This is a genomic window from Sinosporangium album, from assembly GCF_900100605.1.
In the GTDB taxonomy this organism is placed as follows: Bacteria; Actinomycetota; Actinomycetes; order Streptosporangiales; family Streptosporangiaceae; genus Sinosporangium; species Sinosporangium album.
The window spans coordinates 152811-172548 of the sequence record NZ_FNCN01000007.1 but is presented as its reverse complement, the minus strand read 5'-3'; the positions used below and the strand labels follow the sequence as shown (position 1 = coordinate 172548).

Below are 19738 nucleotides of genomic sequence, written 5' to 3'. Positions count from 1 at the left end.
CGCCCGCCTCCCGCCGCCCGCCCTCTACCCGAGGCCGAGCACGGCGCGGGCCGCGGCCCGCGCCAGCGCGGGGCGGACCAGCACGTCGGTGCTGTCGACGAACTGGTCGACCGACCCCGCGTGCGGCAGCGCCGCGACGGCGGCGTCGCCGATGGTGGCGGTGAGGGCGTCGGCGAAGCGGTCGGCCCCGATGATCTGGAACGGCCGGTCGTGGAACAGGCGCACCTCCGCCGGCAGCGGCTCGGTGAGCCCCAGCCGGTTGTGCAGGAGCGCGAGCCGTTCATAGGCGCGCGACATGTGGCGCTCCCTGGTCGGCCAGTCGCGGGCGGCCAGGGCGGCCGACAGCGAGTCGGCCAGCTCCGCCGCCCCCGGCAGGCGCGCCAGGGCGCTGCCGAGCCACTTGCTGTAGGGCGGGTAGCGGCGCCGCATGAGCAGCGCGAGCCGCGCCAGGTCCCGGACGAGCCGCGCGGTGACCACCACCGACCCCAGTTCGTCGCCCACCTCGGCGCAGCGCCCCGCGAACGGCTCCTCCTGCGCGATCCGCCGCCACTGACACGCCAGGACATAGCGCCACAACGCATCCGGATACCAGGCCAGCGCCCGCCGTACCCGGTCCAGCTCCCCGGACTCATCCCAGAACACCTCGCCGCTGGTGACCTCCGCCAGGCGCTGCCACGGCATCGCCAGCCAGTCCGCCGCCCCCACCCCGCCCCGCGGATCGAACCCCAGCCGCTCCCCGAGCCACGCCCCGAGGTCGGTCACCACCACCCCGTGCCTGCCGCCGATCAGCGTCGCGAACCCCTGGAAGCTCTCCGGCAGCCCCGCCTCCACCGCCGCCGCCACCTCGCCCGCCAGCTCCGGCTCGGTGAACACCAGCACCCGCGGCCCCCAGTCGTGGTCGGTCGACCGCGGCGAATCGAACAACAGCACCTCCGACCCCGGCCCGATCAGCGCCGCGCTGTGCCGCACACCCGGCAGCAGCGGCCGGACCACCTCCCCGTAGAAAGCGCGCGACAAGTCGATCCCCTGCACGAAATTGGACATCATCACGCCACTGTGCCTGAGTGCCGCGCCACATTCACCCGAATTTCACACCGCCGCCCCCAGCCACCCCCACCCCCACCCCCTATCCACCCATGTCGCCTTAACGGTGGAAACGTCACGGGAGCGCGGCTAACGTGTGCCCATGCGCCTGTCCCGCCGCGGGTTACTCGTACTCCCCGGCGGCATGGCGCTCGGCTGCTCGGCCCACCCCGGCCCCCCCGCACCCCTGCGCGTGGCCACCGGCCCCGCCGGCGGCCCCTACGCCCAGTTCGGCTCCCGCCTCGCCACCGAACTCGGACACGGCGGCCTCGCCGTACGCGTCCTCACCACCGGCGGCAGCGTCGCCAACCTCGCCATGCTCGCCGACGGCCGCGCCGACCTGGGGTTCACCATGGCCGACAGCGCCGACGACGCCGTAAACGCCGCGAACGGGCCCGCGATCGCCGCGATCGCCCGCCTCTACATGAACTACCTCCACCTCGTCGTCCCCACCGGCTCACCCGTCACCACCCCCGGCCAGCTCGCCGGCCACACCATCTCCGTCGGCGCCAACGGATCCGGCACCGCCGTCACCGCCCTACGGCTGCTCGCCGCCGTAGGCCTGCATCCGCCCGCCCGCACCCTCCGCCTGGACCTGGAGGAGTCGATCGAGGCGCTGCTCGCCGGCCGAGTCCAGGCGTTCTTCTGGTCGGGCGGCGTATCCACCCCGGCGCTGGCCGCCTTCGCCCGCCGCGTCCCCGTCCGCCTCATCCCGCTCGGCTCCCTGGCGCCCGCCCTGCGCAGAGCCCACGGACCGGTGTACGAGAGCACCCTGGTGCCCGCCGGGCAGTACGGCAGCCGCCGACCCGTCCCGACCGTCGGGACACCGAGCTACCTGCTGTGCCCCGCCGCCCTGCCGTACGACGCCGCCCACAGGATCACCGCGATGCTGTTCGAGAACCGCGACCGGCTGGAGGCCCCCGACGCGCCCGGCAGCAGGCTCGACCTGCGCTACGCGATCCACACCGGCGCCGTCCCCCTGCACCCGGGCGCCGCCCGCTACTACCGCTCGGTGTACGGCTGAGCCGCCCCGCACGCCGCGGCCCCGCCAGGCGGCGTCAATCCTCCCCGCACGCCGCCAGCAGCCGCAGCTCCACCGCCAGCCCGCACGGCTCCACCGGCAGGATCTCCAGCGAACCCCCCGACACCCGCGCCAGCTCCGCCGCGATCGCCAGCCCCAGCCCGCTGCCCCGCACGTTGACGTGCGACCCCGAACGCCAGAACCGGCCCGACGCCACCTCCAGCTCGTCGGACCGAAGCCCCGGCCCGTCGTCGGCCACCCGCAGAACCGCCTCCTCCAACGTCACCGCCCCCTCCAACGTCACCGTCACCGTCCCGCCCGCCGGCACGAACTTGTGCGCGTTGTCCAGCGCGATGTCCACCACCCGCCCCACCGCCCCCGGAACCGCCATCACCCACTGCGACTCCGGCAGGACCCCCACAAGCCGCAGCCCGCTCGCCGCGTACACCTCCCGCCACCCCTCAAGCCGCGGAGCCAGCTCGGCCACCGCCTCCACCACCCGCGGCACCGCCCCCGCCTCGACCTTCGCCAAAGCCAGCAGATCCTCCACCAGCCCCGCCAGCCGCCCGATCTCCGCCATCGCCTGCCCGTAGTCGACCGCGCCCGACTCCCGCACATGCGGCTCCAGGTTCTCCAGCCGCAGAGACAGCACCGTCAGCGGCGTCCGCAGCTCATGCGAGGCGTCCGCCACGAACGCCCGCTGCCGCTCCATCGCCACCGACACCGCCTCCGCCATCACGTTGAACCGCTCCTCCAGCCGCCGCAGCTCCGACGGCCCCGTCCCCGCGCCCGCCCGCGCGTCCAGCCGCCCCTCCGCGATGGCCCTGGTCGTGCGGTCCAGCTCGGTCACCGGACGCATGATCCACCGCGCCAGCCTGCGCGCCCCCCACATCGAGCACCCGAACGCCGCCACCGCAGCCGCCCCCAGACCGCCCCACACCACCGCCACCTCCGCCGAAGCCCGGCCCGCCGGAGTCTCCAGCACCACCACCCCCGACAACTGGGCGTCGCGCCCCGCCGGCTCGGCCACCAGCACCCGCGGCGGCCCGAACGCCGTAAGCGGCGGCAGGACCTCGGTCGTGCGCCCCGACAGCGCCAGCCGTACCGCGTCCCGGTCGTCGGACGCCATCACCCCGGCCTCCACCAGCACCTCACCGCCCCGGTCACGCACCCGCACCGCCGCGCCGTACAGCTCCGCATAGCGCGTGATCTCGGCCGCCAGCACCGACCGGTCGCCGTCGCGCACCGCCTGATCGGCCAGATAGGCGAACCGCGTCGCGTCCGCGCGGCGGTCCAGCAGCAGCCGGTCGGTGCGGTGCGAGGCGTACGCCAGCCCCAGCGGCACCGCCAGCGCCACGACCAGGGAGGCGATCAGCGTCGCGAACGCGGCGACGAGCCGCGACTTCACGCCGACCCGAGACGGTAGCCGGTGCCGCGCAGCGTCTCCACCAGCCACGGCCGGCCCGTCTTGGACCGGATCCCGGCGACGTGGACGTCCAGCGAGCGCGACGCCGACAGCAGCGGGTCTCCCCACACCTCGTCGAGGATCTCCTCCCGGCCCCGCACCACGCCCGGCCTGCGCGCCAGCAGCACCAGCACGTCGAACTCGCGCCGGGTCAGCGCCACCGGCTCGCCCGCCACCGTCACCCGTCTGGCCGACAGGTCGATGCACACGTCCCCGGCGGTCACCACGTGGTCGTGCGCCGCTATCGGCCGGGTGCCGCGCCGCAGGACCGCCTCCATGCGGGCCATCAGCTCCGCCGTGCGGAACGGTTTGACGATGTAGTCGTCGGCGCCCGACCGCAGACCCCGCAGCACGTCGCGCTCCTCCGCGCGCGCCGTCACCACGATGATCGGCACGCTGGACACCCGCCGCGTCCGGCGCAGCAGGTCCAGGCCGTCCATGTCGGGCAGTCCCAGATCCAGCAGGACGAAGTCCACACTTCCCGCCAGGCGGAGGCCCTCCGCCCCGAGCCCCGCGCGCACGACCCGGTGGCCGTGCCGCGTCAGCGCCGTGGAGAGGGCCCCGGCGAGCCGGTCGTCGTCCTCGACGAGGAGTACGCGCATGCGATCAGGTTAGACGCGGACCGCCTCCCTCTCCTCCCGGGTCAGCGAGACGCCGCGGGTTTCCCGCATCATCAGGTACACGACAAGCGACACAGCCGCACAGCCCGTTACATACCAGTAGAAACCCGACTCCATGCCGGCGTCCTTGAACCACAGCGCCACATACTCCGCCGTCCCCCCGAACAACGCGTTCGCGATCGCGTACGGCAACGCCACCCCCAGCGCCCGCACATTCGTCGGGAACAGCTCCGCCTTCACCACCGCGTTGATCGACGTGTACCCCGTCACGATCAGCAGCCCGCACAGCGACAGCAGCAGCGCCTCACCGAACCCGCTCACCCCCGCCAGCGCGCTCATCAACGGCACCGTGCCCACCACCGACCCCGCCCCGAAGGCGATCAGCAGCGGACGCCGCCCGACCCGGTCCGACAGCGCCCCCGCCAGCGGCTGCACCAGCATGAACAGGAACAGCGCGCAGAAACTCACCAGCGTCGCCGTCTCCTTCGCCAACCCCGCCGTATTCGACAGATACTTCGTCAAATACGTCGTATAGGTGTAATACGCGACCGTGCCGCCCATCGTCAGCGCCACCACCAGCACAAACTCCCGCTTATGCTCAAGCAGCGCCCGAAGCGTCCCCCGCTCCCGCGCGAACTGCCGCGCCTCCTCCCCGAACACCTCCGTCTCCACCAGACCACGCCGCAGATAGAACACCACCGCCGCCCCCAGCGCCCCCACCACGAACGGAATGCGCCAGCCGTACGACCGCAGAGCCTCCTCCGTCATCGACTGCTGCAGCACGATCTGCAGACCCAACCCCACAAGCTGGCCCGCCGTCATCGACACATACTGGAAACTCGCCGCCAGACCACGCCCGCCCGGCCGCGCCGCCTCCGTCAGATACGTCGAACTCGCGGCGTACTCACCGCCCACCGACAGCCCCTGCAACAGCCGCGCCACCAGCAGCACCACCGCGCCGAAATACCCCACCGAGTCATACGTCGGAGCGACCGCGATCAGCAGCGCACTCACCGACATCAACGTCACCGTCAACGTCAACGCCGCCTTGCGCCCATGCTGATCCGCATAACGGCCGAGCAGCCACCCGCCCACAGGACGCATAAAGAAACCGACCGCGAAAATACCCGCCGCATTCAAAAGCTGAGCGGTCGCATCACCCTCCGGGAAGAACGACGCGGCGAAATAGGTCGCGAAACTCGCGTAGACAAACCAGTCATACCACTCAACCAGATTGCCTATCGAACCGCCCAACACCGCCTTCCACGGTGTCCGCCGCGGTGCCTCGGTCGCCACAGGACCTCCTCTGCCGTGAGCCGCCATCGGAACACGCAGCATGGGCGGCCCAACGACACCCGTCCAGAGGAGACCCCTCAGAAATAACACTGCCCTAACGTTGCGGACCCGCCACCCACAGTCACAGACCCACCCCCTACGGCCTCAGCCCCGCGGCCTCAGCCCCGCGGCACCACCCGCGCCGACGCGGCGAACCGCCGCACGAACCCCAACCGCTCATACACCCGGATCGCCGACCCGTTCGCGTCATCCACCAGCAACGCCGCCCGCCCATGCCGCCGCACCAGCTCAGCCGTCACAAACCGGCACACCCGCTCGGCCAACCCGCGCCCCCGCGCCGACACCGCCGTCGCCACACCCGCTAACAACCCCACCTCCGGAGCGCTCCACGCATCCGCCGCGACCGCCGCCAACCCGCCATCAGGCCCCCGCACCCCCGCCCACCGCGACACACCCTCCACCGACGGAGTGGCATAAGAATCCGGATGCGCCGCCGCCAACAACGCCGACACCTCCACCTCCTCCTCACGCCCCAACCAGCGCACCCCCTCCGGATCACCCGCAGGCACCCGCCCCACCCCCATCCACGAAAACGCCCCCCGCAACTCCAAACCCTCCACCCGGTGCACCACCTCACGCACCAGGTCGACCTCACCGAACGGGCCGAACCCCGGCCCGCACTCCGCCACCGCGAACTCCACCAACACCGCCGCGTCCCCCGGATCACCCCACAACGCGATCCGATCATGCCGCGCCGCCCCCGGCGTCACCACCGCCACCGCGTCCCCACCCGCGAACGCACGCACCCCACGCCGCATCCCCTGCGCCGCCCACACCGTCATGTCATCATCGCCGCAGGCCGCCGCCACCTCCGCGACGGCCGACAACTCACGGATCACAGGATCGCCCCCGGCACATACGCAGCCGCCTCCGGGTCACCCTCCACAACCACGGCCACCCGCGACGCCACCGCCGCCACCTGATCGCCCGCAGCCCCCGCGAACGACAGACGATCCACCAAAAGCCCCTCCAACCCCGCCCGGTCTAGCGGGAACCTCGAATCCGCCGCCAACCGGTCCAGCAGATCGTTCACACCACCCGCCCGCATCCCCAGCGCGGCCCCCACCGCATGCTCCTTGATCACCTCATGGGCGGTCTCCCGCCCCACCCCCGCCCGAACCGCCGCCATCAGCATCTTCGTCGTGGAAAGGAACGGCAGATAACGCTCCAGCTCCGCCTCCACCACCGCAGGGAACGCCCCGAACTCATCCAAGACCGTCAACATCGTCTCGGCCAGCCCATCGAACGCGAAAAACGCATCCGGCAACGCCACCCGGCGCACCACCGAACACGACACATCCCCCTCATTCCACTGACCGCCCGCCAGCTCCCCCGCCATCGACGTATAACCCCGCAACACCACCGCCAGGCCGTTCACCCGCTCACACGACCGGGTGTTCATCTTGTGCGGCATCGCCGACGACCCGACCTGCCCCTCCGCGAACCCCTCCGTCACCAGCTCATGCCCCGCCATCAGCCGGACCGTCAACGCCAGCGACGACGGCGCCGCCGCCAACTGCACCAGCGCCGACACCACCTCAAAGTCCAACGACCGCGGATAAACCTGCCCCACACTGTCCAACCGGCGCGCGAACCCCAAATGCGCCGCCACCCGGTCCTCCAGCTCCGCCAACCGCGCCCGATCCCCACCCAGCAGATCGAGCATGTCCTGCGACGTGCCCACCGGCCCCTTCACACCCCGCAGCGGATAACGCGCCAGCAGATCATCCAACCGCCCCAGCCCCGCCAGCAGCTCCTCCGCCGCAGACGCGAACCGCTTCCCCAACGTCGTCGCCTGAGCCGCCACATTATGCGAACGGCCCGCCACCACCAGCCCCGCGTGCTCCACCGCCAACCGCGAAAGCCGCGCCAGCATCGCCACACACCGCCGCCGCACCAACAGCAGACTGTCGCGGATCTGCACCTGCTCGACGTTCTCCGTCAGATCCCGCGACGTCATCCCCTTATGCGCGTGCTCGAACCCCGCCAGCGCATTGAACTCCTCGATCCGCGCCTTCACATCGTGACGCGTAACCCGCTCACGCTCCGCGATCGACCCCAGATCGACCTGCTCCACGACCTTCTCATAGGCCGCCACCGCCTCAGCCGGAACCGCCACCCCCAGATCCGCCTGAGCCCTCATCACCGCCACCCACAGCCGCCGCTCAGCGACGACCTTCTGCTCGGGAGACCAGACACGGGCCAACTGCTCAGAGGCGTAGCGAGCGGCCAGAACATTCGGGATAACCGGCTTGGAAGTCACGACTGCTGAGTCTATTGACCCGCCACCGCCACACAGCACAAGGGTGGCCGGTACGGCCCCGCCGTACCGGCCACCCCACACCTCACCAACCGATCACGTGGCCGGCGTCAGCTTCTCCTCCCCACGGGCCTCCACCGTACCGACCCCGGACGAACCGCCCCGCCTACGGCGGAACCGCTCCTTGACACCCTCCACCAGCGTGTACAGCGTCGGAACCAGAATCAGCGTCAGCAGCGTCGACGACACCAGACCACCGATCACCACGATCGCCAGCGGCTGCGAGATGAACCCGCCCGACCCCGTCAAACCCAGCGCCATCGGCGTCAACGCCCCGATCGTCGCCACCGCCGTCATCAAGATCGGCCGCAGCCTCTGCCGGCCACCCTCGATCACCGCCTCCGTCACACCCATCCCCTGGGCGCGGTACTGGTTCACCAGGTCGATCAGCACGATCGCGTTCGTCACCACGATGCCGATCAACATCAGCATCCCGATCATCGCCGGCACACCCAGCGGCGTGCCCGTCGCCAGCAGCAGCCCCACCGCGCCCGTCGCCGCGAACGGCACCGACACCAGCAGAATCAACGGCTGCACAAAGCTGCGGAACGTCGCCACCATGATCAGGAACACGATCGCGATCGCCGCCAGCATCGCCAGCCCCAGATCCGCGAACGCCTCCTCCTGATCCGCGCTCACCCCGCCGATCTCATACGACGCCCCCGCCGGCAGCTTCACCTTCTCAAGCTCCGCCGTCAACGCCGTGGTCACCGCACCCAGGTCGTTCGCCGTCGCCCGGCCCGACACCAGCGCACTGCGCTCACCGTCGATCCGCGTCACCGACGTCGGCCCCTCGACCTCCTCGACCTCGGCGACCTGCGACAGCCGTACCAGACCCGACGCCGTCGGCAACTGCAGATCCCGGACGTCCTTCACCGACTCCGGCACATCACCACCGCTCAACACCAGATCACCCGGACGCCCGTCCAACGTCATCTGCCCCAGCGGCATGCCCCGGAACGACTGCGCCACGAGCTGGCCGATAGCGGTCTCCGTCAAACCCCGGGCCGCGGCCTTGCGCCGGTCCACCTGCACCTCGATGCGAGGCGCACTCGCCGACAGGTTCGAATCCACATCACGCACACCCGACAGACCCGCCAGCTTCCCGCGGACCGCCTCAGCGGCCTCCCGCAGCACCGCCGCATCCGGGGCACGCACGATCACCTGCACCTGGTCCGACGAGCCGCCCATCCCGCCGCCGCCACCGACCGTGACCTCACCCACATCGGCCAGCGTCTTCACCCGGCCCCGCAGCTCATCCTGCAGCGCATCGGCATCGACACCCTCGGCCAACGTCAGCGAATACGACGCCTGCGCCGCATCCCCGGCACCCGTGAAACCACCACCGGACCCCACGTTCACCTGATACGACTTGACGCCCTTCAGGCCCTCGAGAACGGCCTCGACCTTCTTCGCCGCCGCGTCCGTCGTCTCAAGATCCGTGCCCAACGGCATCCGCTGCGACATGGACAAGGTGTCCATGCCCGACGACCCGAGGAAGTTCGTCTCCAACCGCGTCGTCAAACCCATCGTCGCCGCGAACACCACCGCACCGATCAGCAGCGTCACGAACCGGCGGCGCGTCGCGAACCGCAACACCGGCAGGTAGGCCCGCTGCAACGGACTCCGCAGCTCCTTGGCCTCCGCCTCCTCACGCACCGCCTTCGCCTGCTCCGGCGTCAACACCGGCGCCTTCAAGAACCAGTACGCCAGCACCGGGATCACCGTCAGCGACACCACCAGCGACGCCAGCAGAGCCACCGTCACCGTCACCGCGAACGGCGCGAACAACTCACCCACCATGCCGCCGACCATCGCGATCGGCAGGAACACCGCCACCGTCGTCAACGTCGACGCCGTCACCGCGCCGCTGACCTCACGCACCGCGGCCACAATCGCCCGCCGCTTGGCCCCGCCGTACCCCAGATGCCGCTTGATGTTCTCCAACACCACGATCGAGTCGTCCACGACCCGGCCCACCGCGATCGTCAACGCCCCCAGCGTCAGCATGTTCAGCGAGTAATCCCCCGCCCACAACGCCAGCAACGCGATCACCACCGACAGCGGAATCGACACCGCCGTCACGATCGTCGACCGCAGCGACAACAAGAACACCAAGATCACAAGTACGGCGAAAGCCAGCCCCAGCAGGCCCTCCGTCGTCAAATCCTTGATGGAACGCTGCACATACGGAGCCTGATCGAAAATCACGGTGATCTCAGCGGAGTCACCCAGCGCCCGAACCAGCCCCGGAAGCTTGGCCTGGACCTCCTGCGAGATCGTCACCGCGTTGCCACCCGGCCGCATCGTCACCGTCACACCGAGGCTCGTCGCACCATTCGTGCGCGTCACCGTCGACGCCGACACCAACCTGCGCTCAAGCTCTGCCACATCCCCGAGCTTCACCGGCTTCGGCGCCGCCGCGGCAGGCGCACCGGGACGACCCATCCCCGCCGGCGCCGCGGCGGAAGCCGCCGGCGTCAGATACAGGCTCTCCAGATCCGACAGCTTCTCGAACCGGGCCCCCACCTGCACCGTCAACGACTTGCCGTCCTCGACGAGACTGCCCGCCGGAATCGCCATGCCGTTCGCGCGCAGCGCCTCGGCGATCGACGTCGGAGCGAGCCCCGCCCTCGCCAGCTTGCGCACATCGGGCGTGATCACGACCTGCTCCTCGCGGGCGCCGCTGACCTCCGCCTCCCGCACACCCTCGATGCTCTGCAGCTCGGGCAGCATGATGCGGTCGAGCTTCTCGCTCATCGCGCGGGAGTCGCCGCCGTCGCCCACCGCCAGCGCCAGCACCGGCATGTCGTCGGTGCTGCCCGCCATCACCTGCGGGTCGACGTCCGCCGGAAGCCGCGACGACAGACGCGCCATCGCCTGCTGGATCTTCGACACCGAGTCGTCGACGTCCGTGCCGTACTCGAACGCCACCTGGACCTGCGCCACCCCCTCCGACGACGTCGACGTCGTCTCGGTGACACCTGCCAGGCCCTTCACCGCGTCCTCGATCGGAGCGGCCACCTGCTCCTCGACGATCTCGGGCGAGGCCCCGGGATATGGCGCCACGATGAACGCGGCGGGAAATGACAGAGACGGAAGCAGTTGCTGTTTCAGCGACGGGATCACATAAGCACCGAACGCGCTGAGCACAACCGCTATCAAGATCACAAGGCTGCGGTTGGCAAGGCTCAACCTGGCCAAGGCGGTCATGAGGGAAGGCTCCTTGAGGAGAATACGAGAAAGGGAGGAACAGAAATGCGGAACGGCTCAACGGCCCCCGCTCCCGCCCCACACTAACACTTTGCTTTTACCGAATAATGAGCGTGACCTGCGAATCCTGATAACTCTCTCAGGAAACGGAAGGCGGACGCGGACGCGCGACGGACGCGGACACCGCCACCCCGGGAAGCATCGAAGCCGACACCGACACCGACAGCGAAGCGGTCCAACGACGAGATCGCATGAAGATCGTTTACCTTTCAGCCGCTCAGGTGAGCGGTACTACAACTTTCACATCCCCGCGCCGGAGAATCGTCGTCAACGGGCACGATCACACCCTCATGCCTGAGAACGAGCCCCCCTGACCAAAGTCGCACTCCCGCAGCCGGACAGGACATCCCCTCGTTCAGTCCTGCGGCACGGGCACCCGCGGACGCGGACGCAGCGACACCGCCGACGCCGACATGAACACACACAGCACCACCGGGATCCCCAACGCCACCGGCAGACCGGTCAACTCCGCCGCACCACCGATGATGACCGGGCCAAGCATCAACCCCGAGTAACCCAGCGTGGCCACCTGCGCGATGGCCTCACCCGCACGCGCGGGATCGTGGTTCCCCGCCGCCGAGAACACCTGCGGCACCATGGTCGACAGCCCCAACCCGAACAGCCCGAAGCCGACCAGCGCCACCGCCAGGTCCCCCACCAGCAGCGTCACCCCGAGCCCCAGCGCCGCCACCAGACCCGACCAGCGCACCAGGGCCACGGGCCCGAACCGCTGCGCCAGACGGTCACCCGCGAACCGCCCGATCGTCATACATGCGGAGAACACCGCATAGCCGATCCCGGCCAGCGCCTGGGACGCCCCGAGGTCCCCATGCAGATAGACGGCGGTCCAGTCCACCGCCGCGCCCTCGCCGACCGACCCCGAAAACGCCATCACACCCATGAACACCACGGCCGCAGGCCACAGCGCCCGCCGCCGCCTCGGCTCCGCCGACTCCGCCGCTGACTCCGCCGCCGACGCCGCCTTCCGAGCGGGCTGAGCGGGCTGCGAGGGCAGAAGCCACCGTCCCACCAGTACGGCGACCGCCGCCAAAGGCACGTTCACCATGACCATCGTCAGCCCGATCGAAACGTCCAGCCACGCCGTCAGCGCCCCGAGCCCGGCGCCGATCAGACCGCCCACACTGAACATCCCGTGGAACGAGGACATCAACGGCCGCCCGTACAGCCGCTCCACCTCGACCGCGTGCGCGTTCATCGACACGTCCAGGCACGCGTTCAGCGCCCCCCATAGCGCCAGCGCGGGGATCAGCCACCCGAGGTCGGGCGCGAATGCGGGCGGGATCACCCCGAGCGCCATCACGACTCCGGCCGGCACCATGACCCGCGCGCTGCCGAGGCGGTCCGTCAGCCGGCCCGCCACCTGCATTCCGGCCACCAGGCCCGCCGCGAGCGCGAACAGCGCGATGCTGAGTTGCCCGTCGCTCAGTCCGAGATCCGCCTTGACCGCCGGGATTCGGGCAGCCCAAACCCCGAGCACTACGCCCAGCAGCGCGAACGAATAGCAGACCGAAAGCCGGGCGCGGCGTGCGGCGGCCTCCCTGGATTCGGCCCTCACGCAGCCCCCATTCCATCGCATAGGTACCACTGGAGTATCCCATAATGATCAGAAATTCCCCATGGGGCCTCTGGGCGTTCACTCGTGAAATGACGCGCTCCCACGCACCCCCCCCCAGAATTGTCAGCGCCCTCCGGCATGATGGCCGCCATGGCAACCTGGCAGCAGTTCGAAGGCGAGGCGCCCGCCTTCGCCGCACGTCTCCGCACCCTCATGGAGGCCCACCGGCACAAGACCATGGCGACCCTCCGCAAGGACGGGTCACCGCGCATCAGCGGCTCCGAAGCCCAGTTCAAAGACGGCGACCTCTGGATCGGGTCCATGCCCGGCGCCGTGAAAGCGCTCGACCTCAAACGCGACCCCCGGGTCGCCCTGCACAGCGGGTCACCCGATCCCGATGACGAGAATCCCGCCGCATGGCCGGGCGACGCGAAGCTCTCCGGTAGGGCGATCGAGATCACCGACCCCGACGTGCTCGACCGGTTCAATCTGCCGCAGGGTCGCGAGTCCCACCTGTTCCGCATCGAGATCGAGGAAGCCGTGATCACCCGCGTCGCCGAGACCGGCGACATGCTTGTCATCGAGATATGGCACGAGGGGAAAGGCTTGCGCGAGGTGCGCCGCCGCTGAGCTCCCTCCTAGGTGAGGGCTTTGAGATCGGCTGCATGAAGTGCTCACACAGCCGACGCCTTTACATTGTAGATTTCGATAGGATGCAGTCCGTGGAGGCACTTGCCATACCCGGCCGCGACATCAGTCCGGCCTCGCCGCCCTCAGGCGACCCCTACCACGTCTACCTCGACTCCCTCGCCAGCGCCGAGTCGCGGCGCACCATGCGCGGCTGCCTCGACCGCATCGCCGCCGTCCTCACCGGCGACGAGGCCGCGACCGGCAGCGGCCAGCCCTGGCACCTCCTCCGCTACGAGCACACCACCCGCATCCGGGCCATCCTCACCGGGCAGGGCTGGTCCCCCGCCCACGTCAACAAGCACCTGGTCGCGCTGCGGCGCGTCATGCGGGAGGCGTGGCGGCTCGGTCAGATGACCGCCGAGGACTACCAGCGCGCCGCCGACCTCGCCAACGTCCAGAGCACCCGCCTGCCCAGCGGCCAGCACGTCCCGCCCGAGCTCGTCGCCGCCGCCCTGGCCGTCTGCCAGGACGACCCCTCCCCCGCCGGAGCCCGCGACTCCGCGCTGTTCGCCGTGCTCTACTCGACCGGCTGCCGGCGGGCCGAGGTGGCCGCCATGACCCTGGGCGACTACGACTCGGCCGCCCGGTCCCTGCGCGTCCGCGGCAAACGCGACAAGGAACGCCTCGTCTACCTCACCCCGGAGGCGCTGGGCCGCCTGGAACGCTGGCTCGCCGTGCGGGGCCGCACGGCGGGAGCCCTCTTCTGCCCGATCAGCAGAGCGGGCCGGCTCCGCATCCGCGACGGCGCACCCGCCGCCATGACCGGCCAGGCCGTCGCCGACATCCTCAGCCGCCGGCTTGCCGCCGCCGGCGCCACCCGGCGCACCCCGCACGACTTCCGCCGCACCTTCATCGGCGAGCTCCTCGACGCCGGCGTCGACCTCGCCACCGCCCAGGCCCTGGTCGGCCACTCCTCCCCCGCCACCACCGCACGCTACGACCGCCGCCCCGAGCGCCGCCGCCGCGAAGCCGTCGACCGCCTCCGTCTCCCCGACCCCAAACCCCTCTGACCGCCCCGAGCCCTCAGCTTCCGCCGACCGCGTCGAGGAGATCCTTCAGATCGTCGACGATCCGTTCCAAGACACGAGGAGGACCGGTGTCCGGCTCGCTCCGACCGCCACGCCGCGCGGGAGGGTCCGCTTCACCCCCGGCCCGAAGGCCGGAGCACTGGCCCGCATTCCGGTAGCTACCCTAGGCGGTCCTGCGGCGGTAGATGTTCGTGGCGAAGACGAACGTGACGATGAGGATGCCGACACACCAGGCGAGGGCGATCCAGATGTCGGTGCCGACCGGCTGCTGGGCGAACAGGTCGCGGATGGCGTTGACGATGGAGGTCACCGGCTGGTTCTCGGCGAAGGCGCGCAGCGGGCCGGGCATGGTGTCGGTGGGTACGAAGGCCGAGCTGAGGAAGGGCAGGAAGATGAGCGGGTAGGAGAACGCGCTCGCGCCCTCCACGGACTTCGCGGACAGACCGGGGATGACGGCCAGCCACGTCAGCGCCAGAGTGAACAGGATCAGGATGCCGGCGACCGCGAGCCACGCCGGCAGCCCGGCCGCAGAGCGGAAGCCCATCAGCAGGGCGACGAGCACGACGACCACGAGCGAGATCACATTGGCGACCAGCGAGGTCAGCACGTGCGCCCACAGTACGGACGACCGCGCGATCGGCATGGACTGGAATCGCTCGAAGATGCCGCCCTTCATGTCCATGAACAGCCGGAACGCGGTGTAGGCGATGCCCGAGGCGATCGTGATGAGCAGGATGCCGGGCAGCAGGTAGTTCACATACGAGACCGACCCCGTGTTGATCGCGCCGCCGAACACGTAGACGAACATCAGCATCATGACGATCGGCGTGATCGCGGTGGTGAGGATGGTGTCCGGGCTGCGCGCGATGTGGCGGAGGGATCGTCCCAGCAGGACGGCGGTGTCGCCGACGAAATGCCTGGTCATTGTCATTCCTTACGCGTTAGTACCGACGTTGCGGTCATGGCCGTGCTTGCCGTTGTCACCGACGAGGGCCAGGAAGACGTCCTCAAGGGTCGGCTGCTTTTCGATGTATTCGACCTTGGCGGGCGGGAGCAGCCGCTTGAGCTCGGCCAGGGTGCCGTTGACGAGGATCCGGCCCTCGTGCAGGATCGCGATCCGGTCGGCGAGATGTTCGGCCTCGTCCAGATACTGCGTCGTGAGCAGTACCGTCGTACCGTGGTGGGCGAGTTCCTTGACGGTCTGCCACACCTCGATACGCGCCTGGGGGTCCAGCCCGGTGGTCGGTTCGTCGAGGAAGACGACCGGCGGATTGCCGATAAGGCTCATCGCGATGTCGAGGCGGCGGCGCATGCCCCCCGAATACGTCGACACCTTCCGCGTGCCCGCATCCGTCAACGAGAAACGCTTCAGCAGGTCATCGGCGATCTTGCCCGGGTCCTTGAGGTGCCGCAGCCGGGCGACCAGCACCAGGTTCTCCCGCCCGCTGAGGATCTCATCGACGGCCGCGAACTGCCCCGTCAGGCTGATCGACTCCCGGACGTTCGCGGCCCGCGTGGTGACGTCGAAGCCGTTGACACCGGCCGTGCCCGAGTCGGCCTTGAGCAGCGTGGACAGGATTTTCACGACCGTGGTCTTGCCTGCCCCGTTGGAGCCGAGCAGGGCGAAAATGCTGCCCCGCGCCACGTCGAAGTCCACGCCGCGCAGCACCTGCAGCTCCTTGTACGACTTCTTCAGACCCTGCACGCGGATCACAGGCCCTCGGGCCTCATTGGCTGTCACTCAGATATCCGTTCTCTGTTCGGCCACGGCTTGTCGCCCGTGGCGCGATCGATGGTGTCGGTCAGCCGTTCTCGCTCACGGCTGATCCAAGGGGCGGATGGTTCGCTGGGAATGCCTCGGCGAACTCCCCCAGTCCTGCCCCGCGACTTCTCGGATGGGGGTTCTGTCCGCCGTGCTCTGCTCGACCAGGTGCGTACGCACCTCGCATGGCCGATAGCGCCGCTGTCCTCACTCGGCCCGGTGAGTCTTTCCAGGACTACTGGTAGCGCTGCTTCGGCTCGCTCGGCTGATGACGTAGGTGAGCGTCGACAGCGTTTGTCGATGAGCTTGGAGGCGCCCGAGGCGGTCTTCGCGGTGAGCGCGCTGCCGTGCGCGCGCTCGGCGACGATGTCGCCGCTGGGCGAGTTCATCCGGCAGGTCGCCGGTGGCCTCGCCGATTCGGGATGTCCGCCGGAGTTCACTGACGGCCCCGCAAGCGCTGATCGCGCGGACGCGGAGCTCGCCGCTGCCGGTGGAGATGTCGACCGGGCCGCGCCGATGAGCGCGCCGGTGAGGGGGCTGGAGTTCAGATTCACGATGACCGAGGCCGCGCCGGAGGCACCGACCGAGACGGTCAAGGACGTCATCTGTCCCGCGGCGCCCGGCGGCTACAAGCCTCAGGTGACGCTGCCGTACGAGTAAAGGCCAACAGATCTTCGTACCCGCAGCACAAGCAGCGCGTGTTCAAGGCCTTCTACACCGACCACTTACCGCACGGGCTTGATTCGGATCACCGAGGCGCTGCAGTTCGGGTCGTATAGGGCCGGGTCGGCGGGTGTTACTTCTCGGTCGTGCAGGTTTCCCCTCTGATGGACTCCTGATAGATGTCGGCGTAGGTGCGTGAGTCCTTGACCAGGCCGTCGCAGAAGGCGGCGACGTCGCTGCCGACGAGTTCCAGGACCCCGCTGCCGGACGCGACGCCCTCCTCGAAGAAATCGACGATCCCCGAGAGCAGGGACCCGTCATGCAGGTCGACCGGCCCGACCTTGAACAGATACCTCTGGATCTCCTTGTAGACGATCCGGTAGTCCGGCGGCAGCGCCTTGACCCGCGCCGTGTGCGCCCGCCACTGCCTCTTGCCCTCGATGATGTCTGCGATGCCCACGTCAGCCTCCCAGCCTGCCCAGTCTCCTGGCGACGTTCCTGTTCAACTGCTCGCGCCACCGGTCGCGATAACCGCGCCGCCCTTCCCCGCCGGCCAGTGCCGCGCAGAAGCCCGCGATGTCGTCGCCCAGCACCTCGCGGACGCCCTGCCCGTCGGCCGCGGTCTCCTCGAGCAGCCCCAGGGCGGCGTCCAGGATCGGCATCAGGTTGCGCCCGGTGAAGTCCGAGTAGAGGGAAAGATGCCCCTTGATCTGTTCCCATGCCGCCCGGTGGCCGGCCGGCAATGCCGCGGCCCGGGCTTCGAACGCCTTCCATTCCCTGGTGAGATCGCTGCCCGTCATGGTCTCCCAGAGGTTCATCTCCCGCCCTCCCTGAGCTTGTCGATCCGCGATGCGATGTACTCCCATTTCGCCCAGAACATCGCGAGTTCTCGGCGGCCCGCGTCGTTGAGCGTGTAGAACTTGCGCGGCGGGCCCAGGCCGGACGGTCGCTTCGCCACCTGGACGAGCCCGTTCCTCTCCAGCCGCAGCAGGATGGTGTAGACCGTGCCCTCGACGACGTCGGCGAAGCCGAGGTCGTGCAGCCGACGTGTGATGGCGTACCCGTAGGTCTCCTCGCTGCCGATGATCTCGAGCACGCAGCCTTCGAGTGTGCCCTTCAGCATCTCCGTCAGGTCGTCCATCGCGGGTCCTCTTCCGCCCTCCTGGTACTTCGTGCTAACGAGTACCACTATACGGCACTACCGAGTAGTGGACAACACCGGCAAGGCGGCGAGCACCGACCACGGAAGCGATTCGAATCACCAGCGCTGCCCATAGCGAGCTGCCACATTCCCTGAGGTGCCCCGCCATACGGCCGGAGCCCTCTCCTTCACCGCCGACCACCGCGTGTTGACAGCGGCGGTGAAGGAGACGATCTCGGGCAGCCCGAGCCAGGTGAATCCGTCGGCGAGCACCGCCCGGGCCGCCTCGGTGGCGTAGCCGCGCCCCCATGCCGTGCGGGCCAGTCTCCACCCCACCTCGACGGCCGGGGTGAAGTGGGCCTCGAAGCCGGGGACGGCGAGCCCGGTCATCCCCGCGAACTTCCCCGTGTCGCGCACTTCCACGGCCCCCAGGCCGAAACCCCGCGTGTCGGACTCCGCCACCATCCTGTCGATCATCCGGTCGGACATGTCGCGGGTCATCGTGCGCGGGAAGTAGGCCATGACCTCGGGGCCGGCGTTGAGCGCGGCGAACGGCTCGCGGTCGGCGTCGGTCCAGCGCCTGAGCAGCAACCGTTCGGTGTGCAGCACGAAGAATTTCCTCCGGCTGTCGATAGGGGCGTGTGCCGTACGTCATGAGTGTGCAAGTGACCCGAGAGGACCTACAAGGGGGATTCACCATGATGTATGCGCTGTTGGCCGTCGGCGACGAGAGGGAGTAGGCGGAGGCGGGCCCGGAGGAGCAGAGCGAGATCTACGAGCGGTGGGGCCGGTTCGAGGGCATGCTCAAAAGCCGCGACGCGGTGTTCGGCGGTGAGGAGCTCGCCCACTCCTCGACGGCGACCACGGTGAAGAGGACCGGCGACGGGTTCGTGATCACCGACGGGCCCTACGCGGAGACGACCGAGCAGATCGGCCGCTATCTCACGGTCGAGGCCCGGGACGTCGACGACGCGGTGGCCTTCGCCGCCGCCTGCCCATCGCAGGACGTGGAGGTCCGGCCGATCACCGCCCGGCGCACCCCGCACGACTTCCGCCGCACCTTCATCGGCGAGCTCCTCGATGCCGGCGTCGACCTCGCCACCGCCCAGGTCCTGGTCGGCCACTCCTCCCCCGCCACCACCGCACGCTACGACCGCCGCCCCGAACGCCGACGCCGCGAAGCCGTCGACCGGCTCCGCCTCCCCGACCCCAAACCCCTCTGACCGCCCTCGGCCGGAGACCGCCGCAGCGGGGCACGCACCTCTTCCACGACGACGTTGGGTAAGGGTGGTGTTTCAGGTCACGCAGTCGTCCTTGTCGAGGTTGTGGAGTCCGGCCGCGCTTTCCGCCATCCGCCGGTAGTCAGGGCATTGGGTGAAGTCGTCCGCCGTGCACTGCATAAGGTGCTCGATCAGCGCCTTGGAGGCCGATATCTCCTGTAGCCGATGTTCCAGTTCCGTGTGGTGCTGCCGGAGGAGGGCCTGGCGCTCGATCTGGCTGGAGACGGTGAGGATCTCCCGGATCTGCTCCAGGCTCATGCCCCCTGCCTTGGCGCGAACGATCGTCAGGACGCGTACGACGTGATCGCGGGTGTAGCGGCGGCGGCCGTTGACTCTGGCGGCGGGGGCTAGCAGGCCCATGGCCTCCCAGTGGCGCAGAACATGCGGGGCGAGGTTGAACTGCTCCGCGAGTTGCCCGATCTGCATCCAGTCGCTTGACTTCATGTTGACATTAACTTGC

At 69.6% G+C, this 19738-nt stretch carries 20 protein-coding genes; 5 read left to right on the top strand and 15 right to left on the bottom strand.

Annotation, left to right across the window (positions count from 1 at the left end):
• Positions 1 to 24 precede the first annotated feature (24 nt).
• Complete coding sequence (locus BLQ73_RS09780) at positions 25 to 1047, bottom strand: DUF4037 domain-containing protein (protein WP_218125695.1); 1023 nt, start codon at positions 1045 to 1047, stop codon at positions 25 to 27.
• Positions 1048 to 1186: 139 nt separating this feature from the next.
• Here BLQ73_RS09780 and BLQ73_RS09775 point away from each other — a divergent pair, with 139 nt between their 5' ends.
• Complete coding sequence (locus BLQ73_RS09775) at positions 1187 to 2107, top strand: TAXI family TRAP transporter solute-binding subunit (RefSeq protein WP_093170058.1); 921 nt, start codon at positions 1187 to 1189, stop codon at positions 2105 to 2107.
• A 34-nt stretch (positions 2108 to 2141) separates the two neighbouring features.
• On the opposite strand, the gene BLQ73_RS09770 is transcribed toward BLQ73_RS09775, so the two are convergent.
• The 7 genes from BLQ73_RS09770 to BLQ73_RS09740 form a co-directional block, all read right to left on the bottom strand.
• Positions 2142 to 3512, bottom strand: coding sequence for a sensor histidine kinase (locus BLQ73_RS09770; protein ID WP_093170057.1), 1371 nt, complete (start codon positions 3510 to 3512; stop codon positions 2142 to 2144).
• Complete coding sequence (locus BLQ73_RS09765; protein WP_093170056.1) at positions 3509 to 4171, bottom strand: response regulator transcription factor; 663 nt, start codon at positions 4169 to 4171, stop codon at positions 3509 to 3511. Before BLQ73_RS09765 ends, BLQ73_RS09770 begins: the two co-directional genes overlap by 4 nt.
• 9 nt (positions 4172 to 4180) lie before the next feature.
• Positions 4181 to 5485: an MFS transporter gene (locus BLQ73_RS09760; protein WP_245690951.1), complete on the bottom strand. Its 1305-nt coding sequence runs from the start codon at positions 5483 to 5485 to the stop codon at positions 4181 to 4183.
• Between the two features lie 158 nt (positions 5486 to 5643).
• Positions 5644 to 6384, bottom strand: a complete 741-nt coding sequence (locus tag BLQ73_RS09755; RefSeq protein WP_218125690.1) for a GNAT family N-acetyltransferase — start codon at positions 6382 to 6384, stop codon at positions 5644 to 5646.
• Positions 6381 to 7808, bottom strand: coding sequence for an adenylosuccinate lyase (purB, locus tag BLQ73_RS09750; protein ID WP_093170116.1), 1428 nt, complete (start codon positions 7806 to 7808; stop codon positions 6381 to 6383). Before purB ends, BLQ73_RS09755 begins: the two co-directional genes overlap by 4 nt.
• Before the next feature lie 93 nt (positions 7809 to 7901).
• Positions 7902 to 11078 carry an efflux RND transporter permease subunit gene (locus BLQ73_RS09745; protein ID WP_093170055.1) on the bottom strand — a complete coding sequence of 1059 codons (3177 nt, stop codon included), beginning with the start codon at positions 11076 to 11078 and terminating at the stop codon, positions 7902 to 7904.
• A gap of 415 nt (positions 11079 to 11493) precedes the next feature.
• Positions 11494 to 12714 carry an MFS transporter gene (locus tag BLQ73_RS09740; RefSeq protein WP_245690950.1) on the bottom strand — a complete coding sequence of 407 codons (1221 nt, stop codon included), beginning with the start codon at positions 12712 to 12714 and terminating at the stop codon, positions 11494 to 11496.
• 150 nt (positions 12715 to 12864) lie between these two features.
• Here BLQ73_RS09740 and BLQ73_RS09735 point away from each other — a divergent pair, with 150 nt between their 5' ends.
• Together BLQ73_RS09735 and BLQ73_RS09730 are read left to right on the top strand one after the other, a co-directional pair.
• Positions 12865 to 13344, top strand: a complete 480-nt coding sequence (locus BLQ73_RS09735) for a pyridoxamine 5'-phosphate oxidase family protein (RefSeq protein WP_093170053.1) — start codon at positions 12865 to 12867, stop codon at positions 13342 to 13344.
• 92 nt (positions 13345 to 13436) lie between these two features.
• Positions 13437 to 14414, top strand: coding sequence for a tyrosine-type recombinase/integrase (locus BLQ73_RS09730; protein WP_245690949.1), 978 nt, complete (start codon positions 13437 to 13439; stop codon positions 14412 to 14414).
• A gap of 181 nt (positions 14415 to 14595) precedes the next feature.
• Here BLQ73_RS09730 and BLQ73_RS09725 read toward each other — a convergent pair whose 3' ends face one another.
• Positions 14596 to 15357, bottom strand: a complete 762-nt coding sequence (locus BLQ73_RS09725; protein ID WP_093170051.1) for an ABC transporter permease — start codon at positions 15355 to 15357, stop codon at positions 14596 to 14598.
• A gap of 9 nt (positions 15358 to 15366) precedes the next feature.
• Complete coding sequence (locus BLQ73_RS09720) at positions 15367 to 16173, bottom strand: ABC transporter ATP-binding protein (protein WP_093170050.1); 807 nt, start codon at positions 16171 to 16173, stop codon at positions 15367 to 15369.
• Between the two features lie 321 nt (positions 16174 to 16494).
• On the opposite strand from BLQ73_RS09720, the gene BLQ73_RS09715 reads away from it, so the two are divergent.
• Positions 16495 to 16854: a hypothetical protein gene (locus tag BLQ73_RS09715; protein ID WP_093170049.1), complete on the top strand. Its 360-nt coding sequence runs from the start codon at positions 16495 to 16497 to the stop codon at positions 16852 to 16854.
• Positions 16855 to 16990: 136 nt separating this feature from the next.
• On the opposite strand, the gene BLQ73_RS09710 is transcribed toward BLQ73_RS09715, so the two are convergent.
• The 4 genes from BLQ73_RS09710 to BLQ73_RS09695 all read right to left on the bottom strand — a co-directional run bounded on the left by BLQ73_RS09710 (position 16991) and on the right by BLQ73_RS09695 (position 18607).
• Positions 16991 to 17317, bottom strand: a complete 327-nt coding sequence (locus tag BLQ73_RS09710) for a DUF1048 domain-containing protein (RefSeq protein WP_093170048.1) — start codon at positions 17315 to 17317, stop codon at positions 16991 to 16993.
• Between the two features lies 1 nt (position 17318).
• Positions 17319 to 17675: a DUF1048 domain-containing protein gene (locus tag BLQ73_RS09705; RefSeq protein WP_093170047.1), complete on the bottom strand. Its 357-nt coding sequence runs from the start codon at positions 17673 to 17675 to the stop codon at positions 17319 to 17321.
• A complete protein-coding gene (locus tag BLQ73_RS09700) occupies positions 17672 to 17998 on the bottom strand; it encodes a PadR family transcriptional regulator (protein WP_093170046.1) in 327 nt (108 codons plus the stop codon). Before BLQ73_RS09700 ends, BLQ73_RS09705 begins: the two co-directional genes overlap by 4 nt.
• A 117-nt stretch (positions 17999 to 18115) precedes the next feature.
• Positions 18116 to 18607, bottom strand: a complete 492-nt coding sequence (locus BLQ73_RS09695) for a GNAT family N-acetyltransferase (protein WP_245690948.1) — start codon at positions 18605 to 18607, stop codon at positions 18116 to 18118.
• A gap of 191 nt (positions 18608 to 18798) precedes the next feature.
• Between BLQ73_RS09695 and BLQ73_RS09690 the strand changes: the two genes are divergently transcribed.
• Positions 18799 to 19221, top strand: coding sequence for a tyrosine-type recombinase/integrase (locus BLQ73_RS09690; protein ID WP_093170045.1), 423 nt, complete (start codon positions 18799 to 18801; stop codon positions 19219 to 19221).
• 72 nt (positions 19222 to 19293) lie between these two features.
• Here the strand turns inward: BLQ73_RS09690 and BLQ73_RS09685 are convergent, their stop codons facing one another.
• Positions 19294 to 19722, bottom strand: coding sequence for a helix-turn-helix domain-containing protein (locus tag BLQ73_RS09685; RefSeq protein ID WP_245690947.1), 429 nt, complete (start codon positions 19720 to 19722; stop codon positions 19294 to 19296).
• Positions 19723 to 19738: the final 16 nt, after the last annotated feature.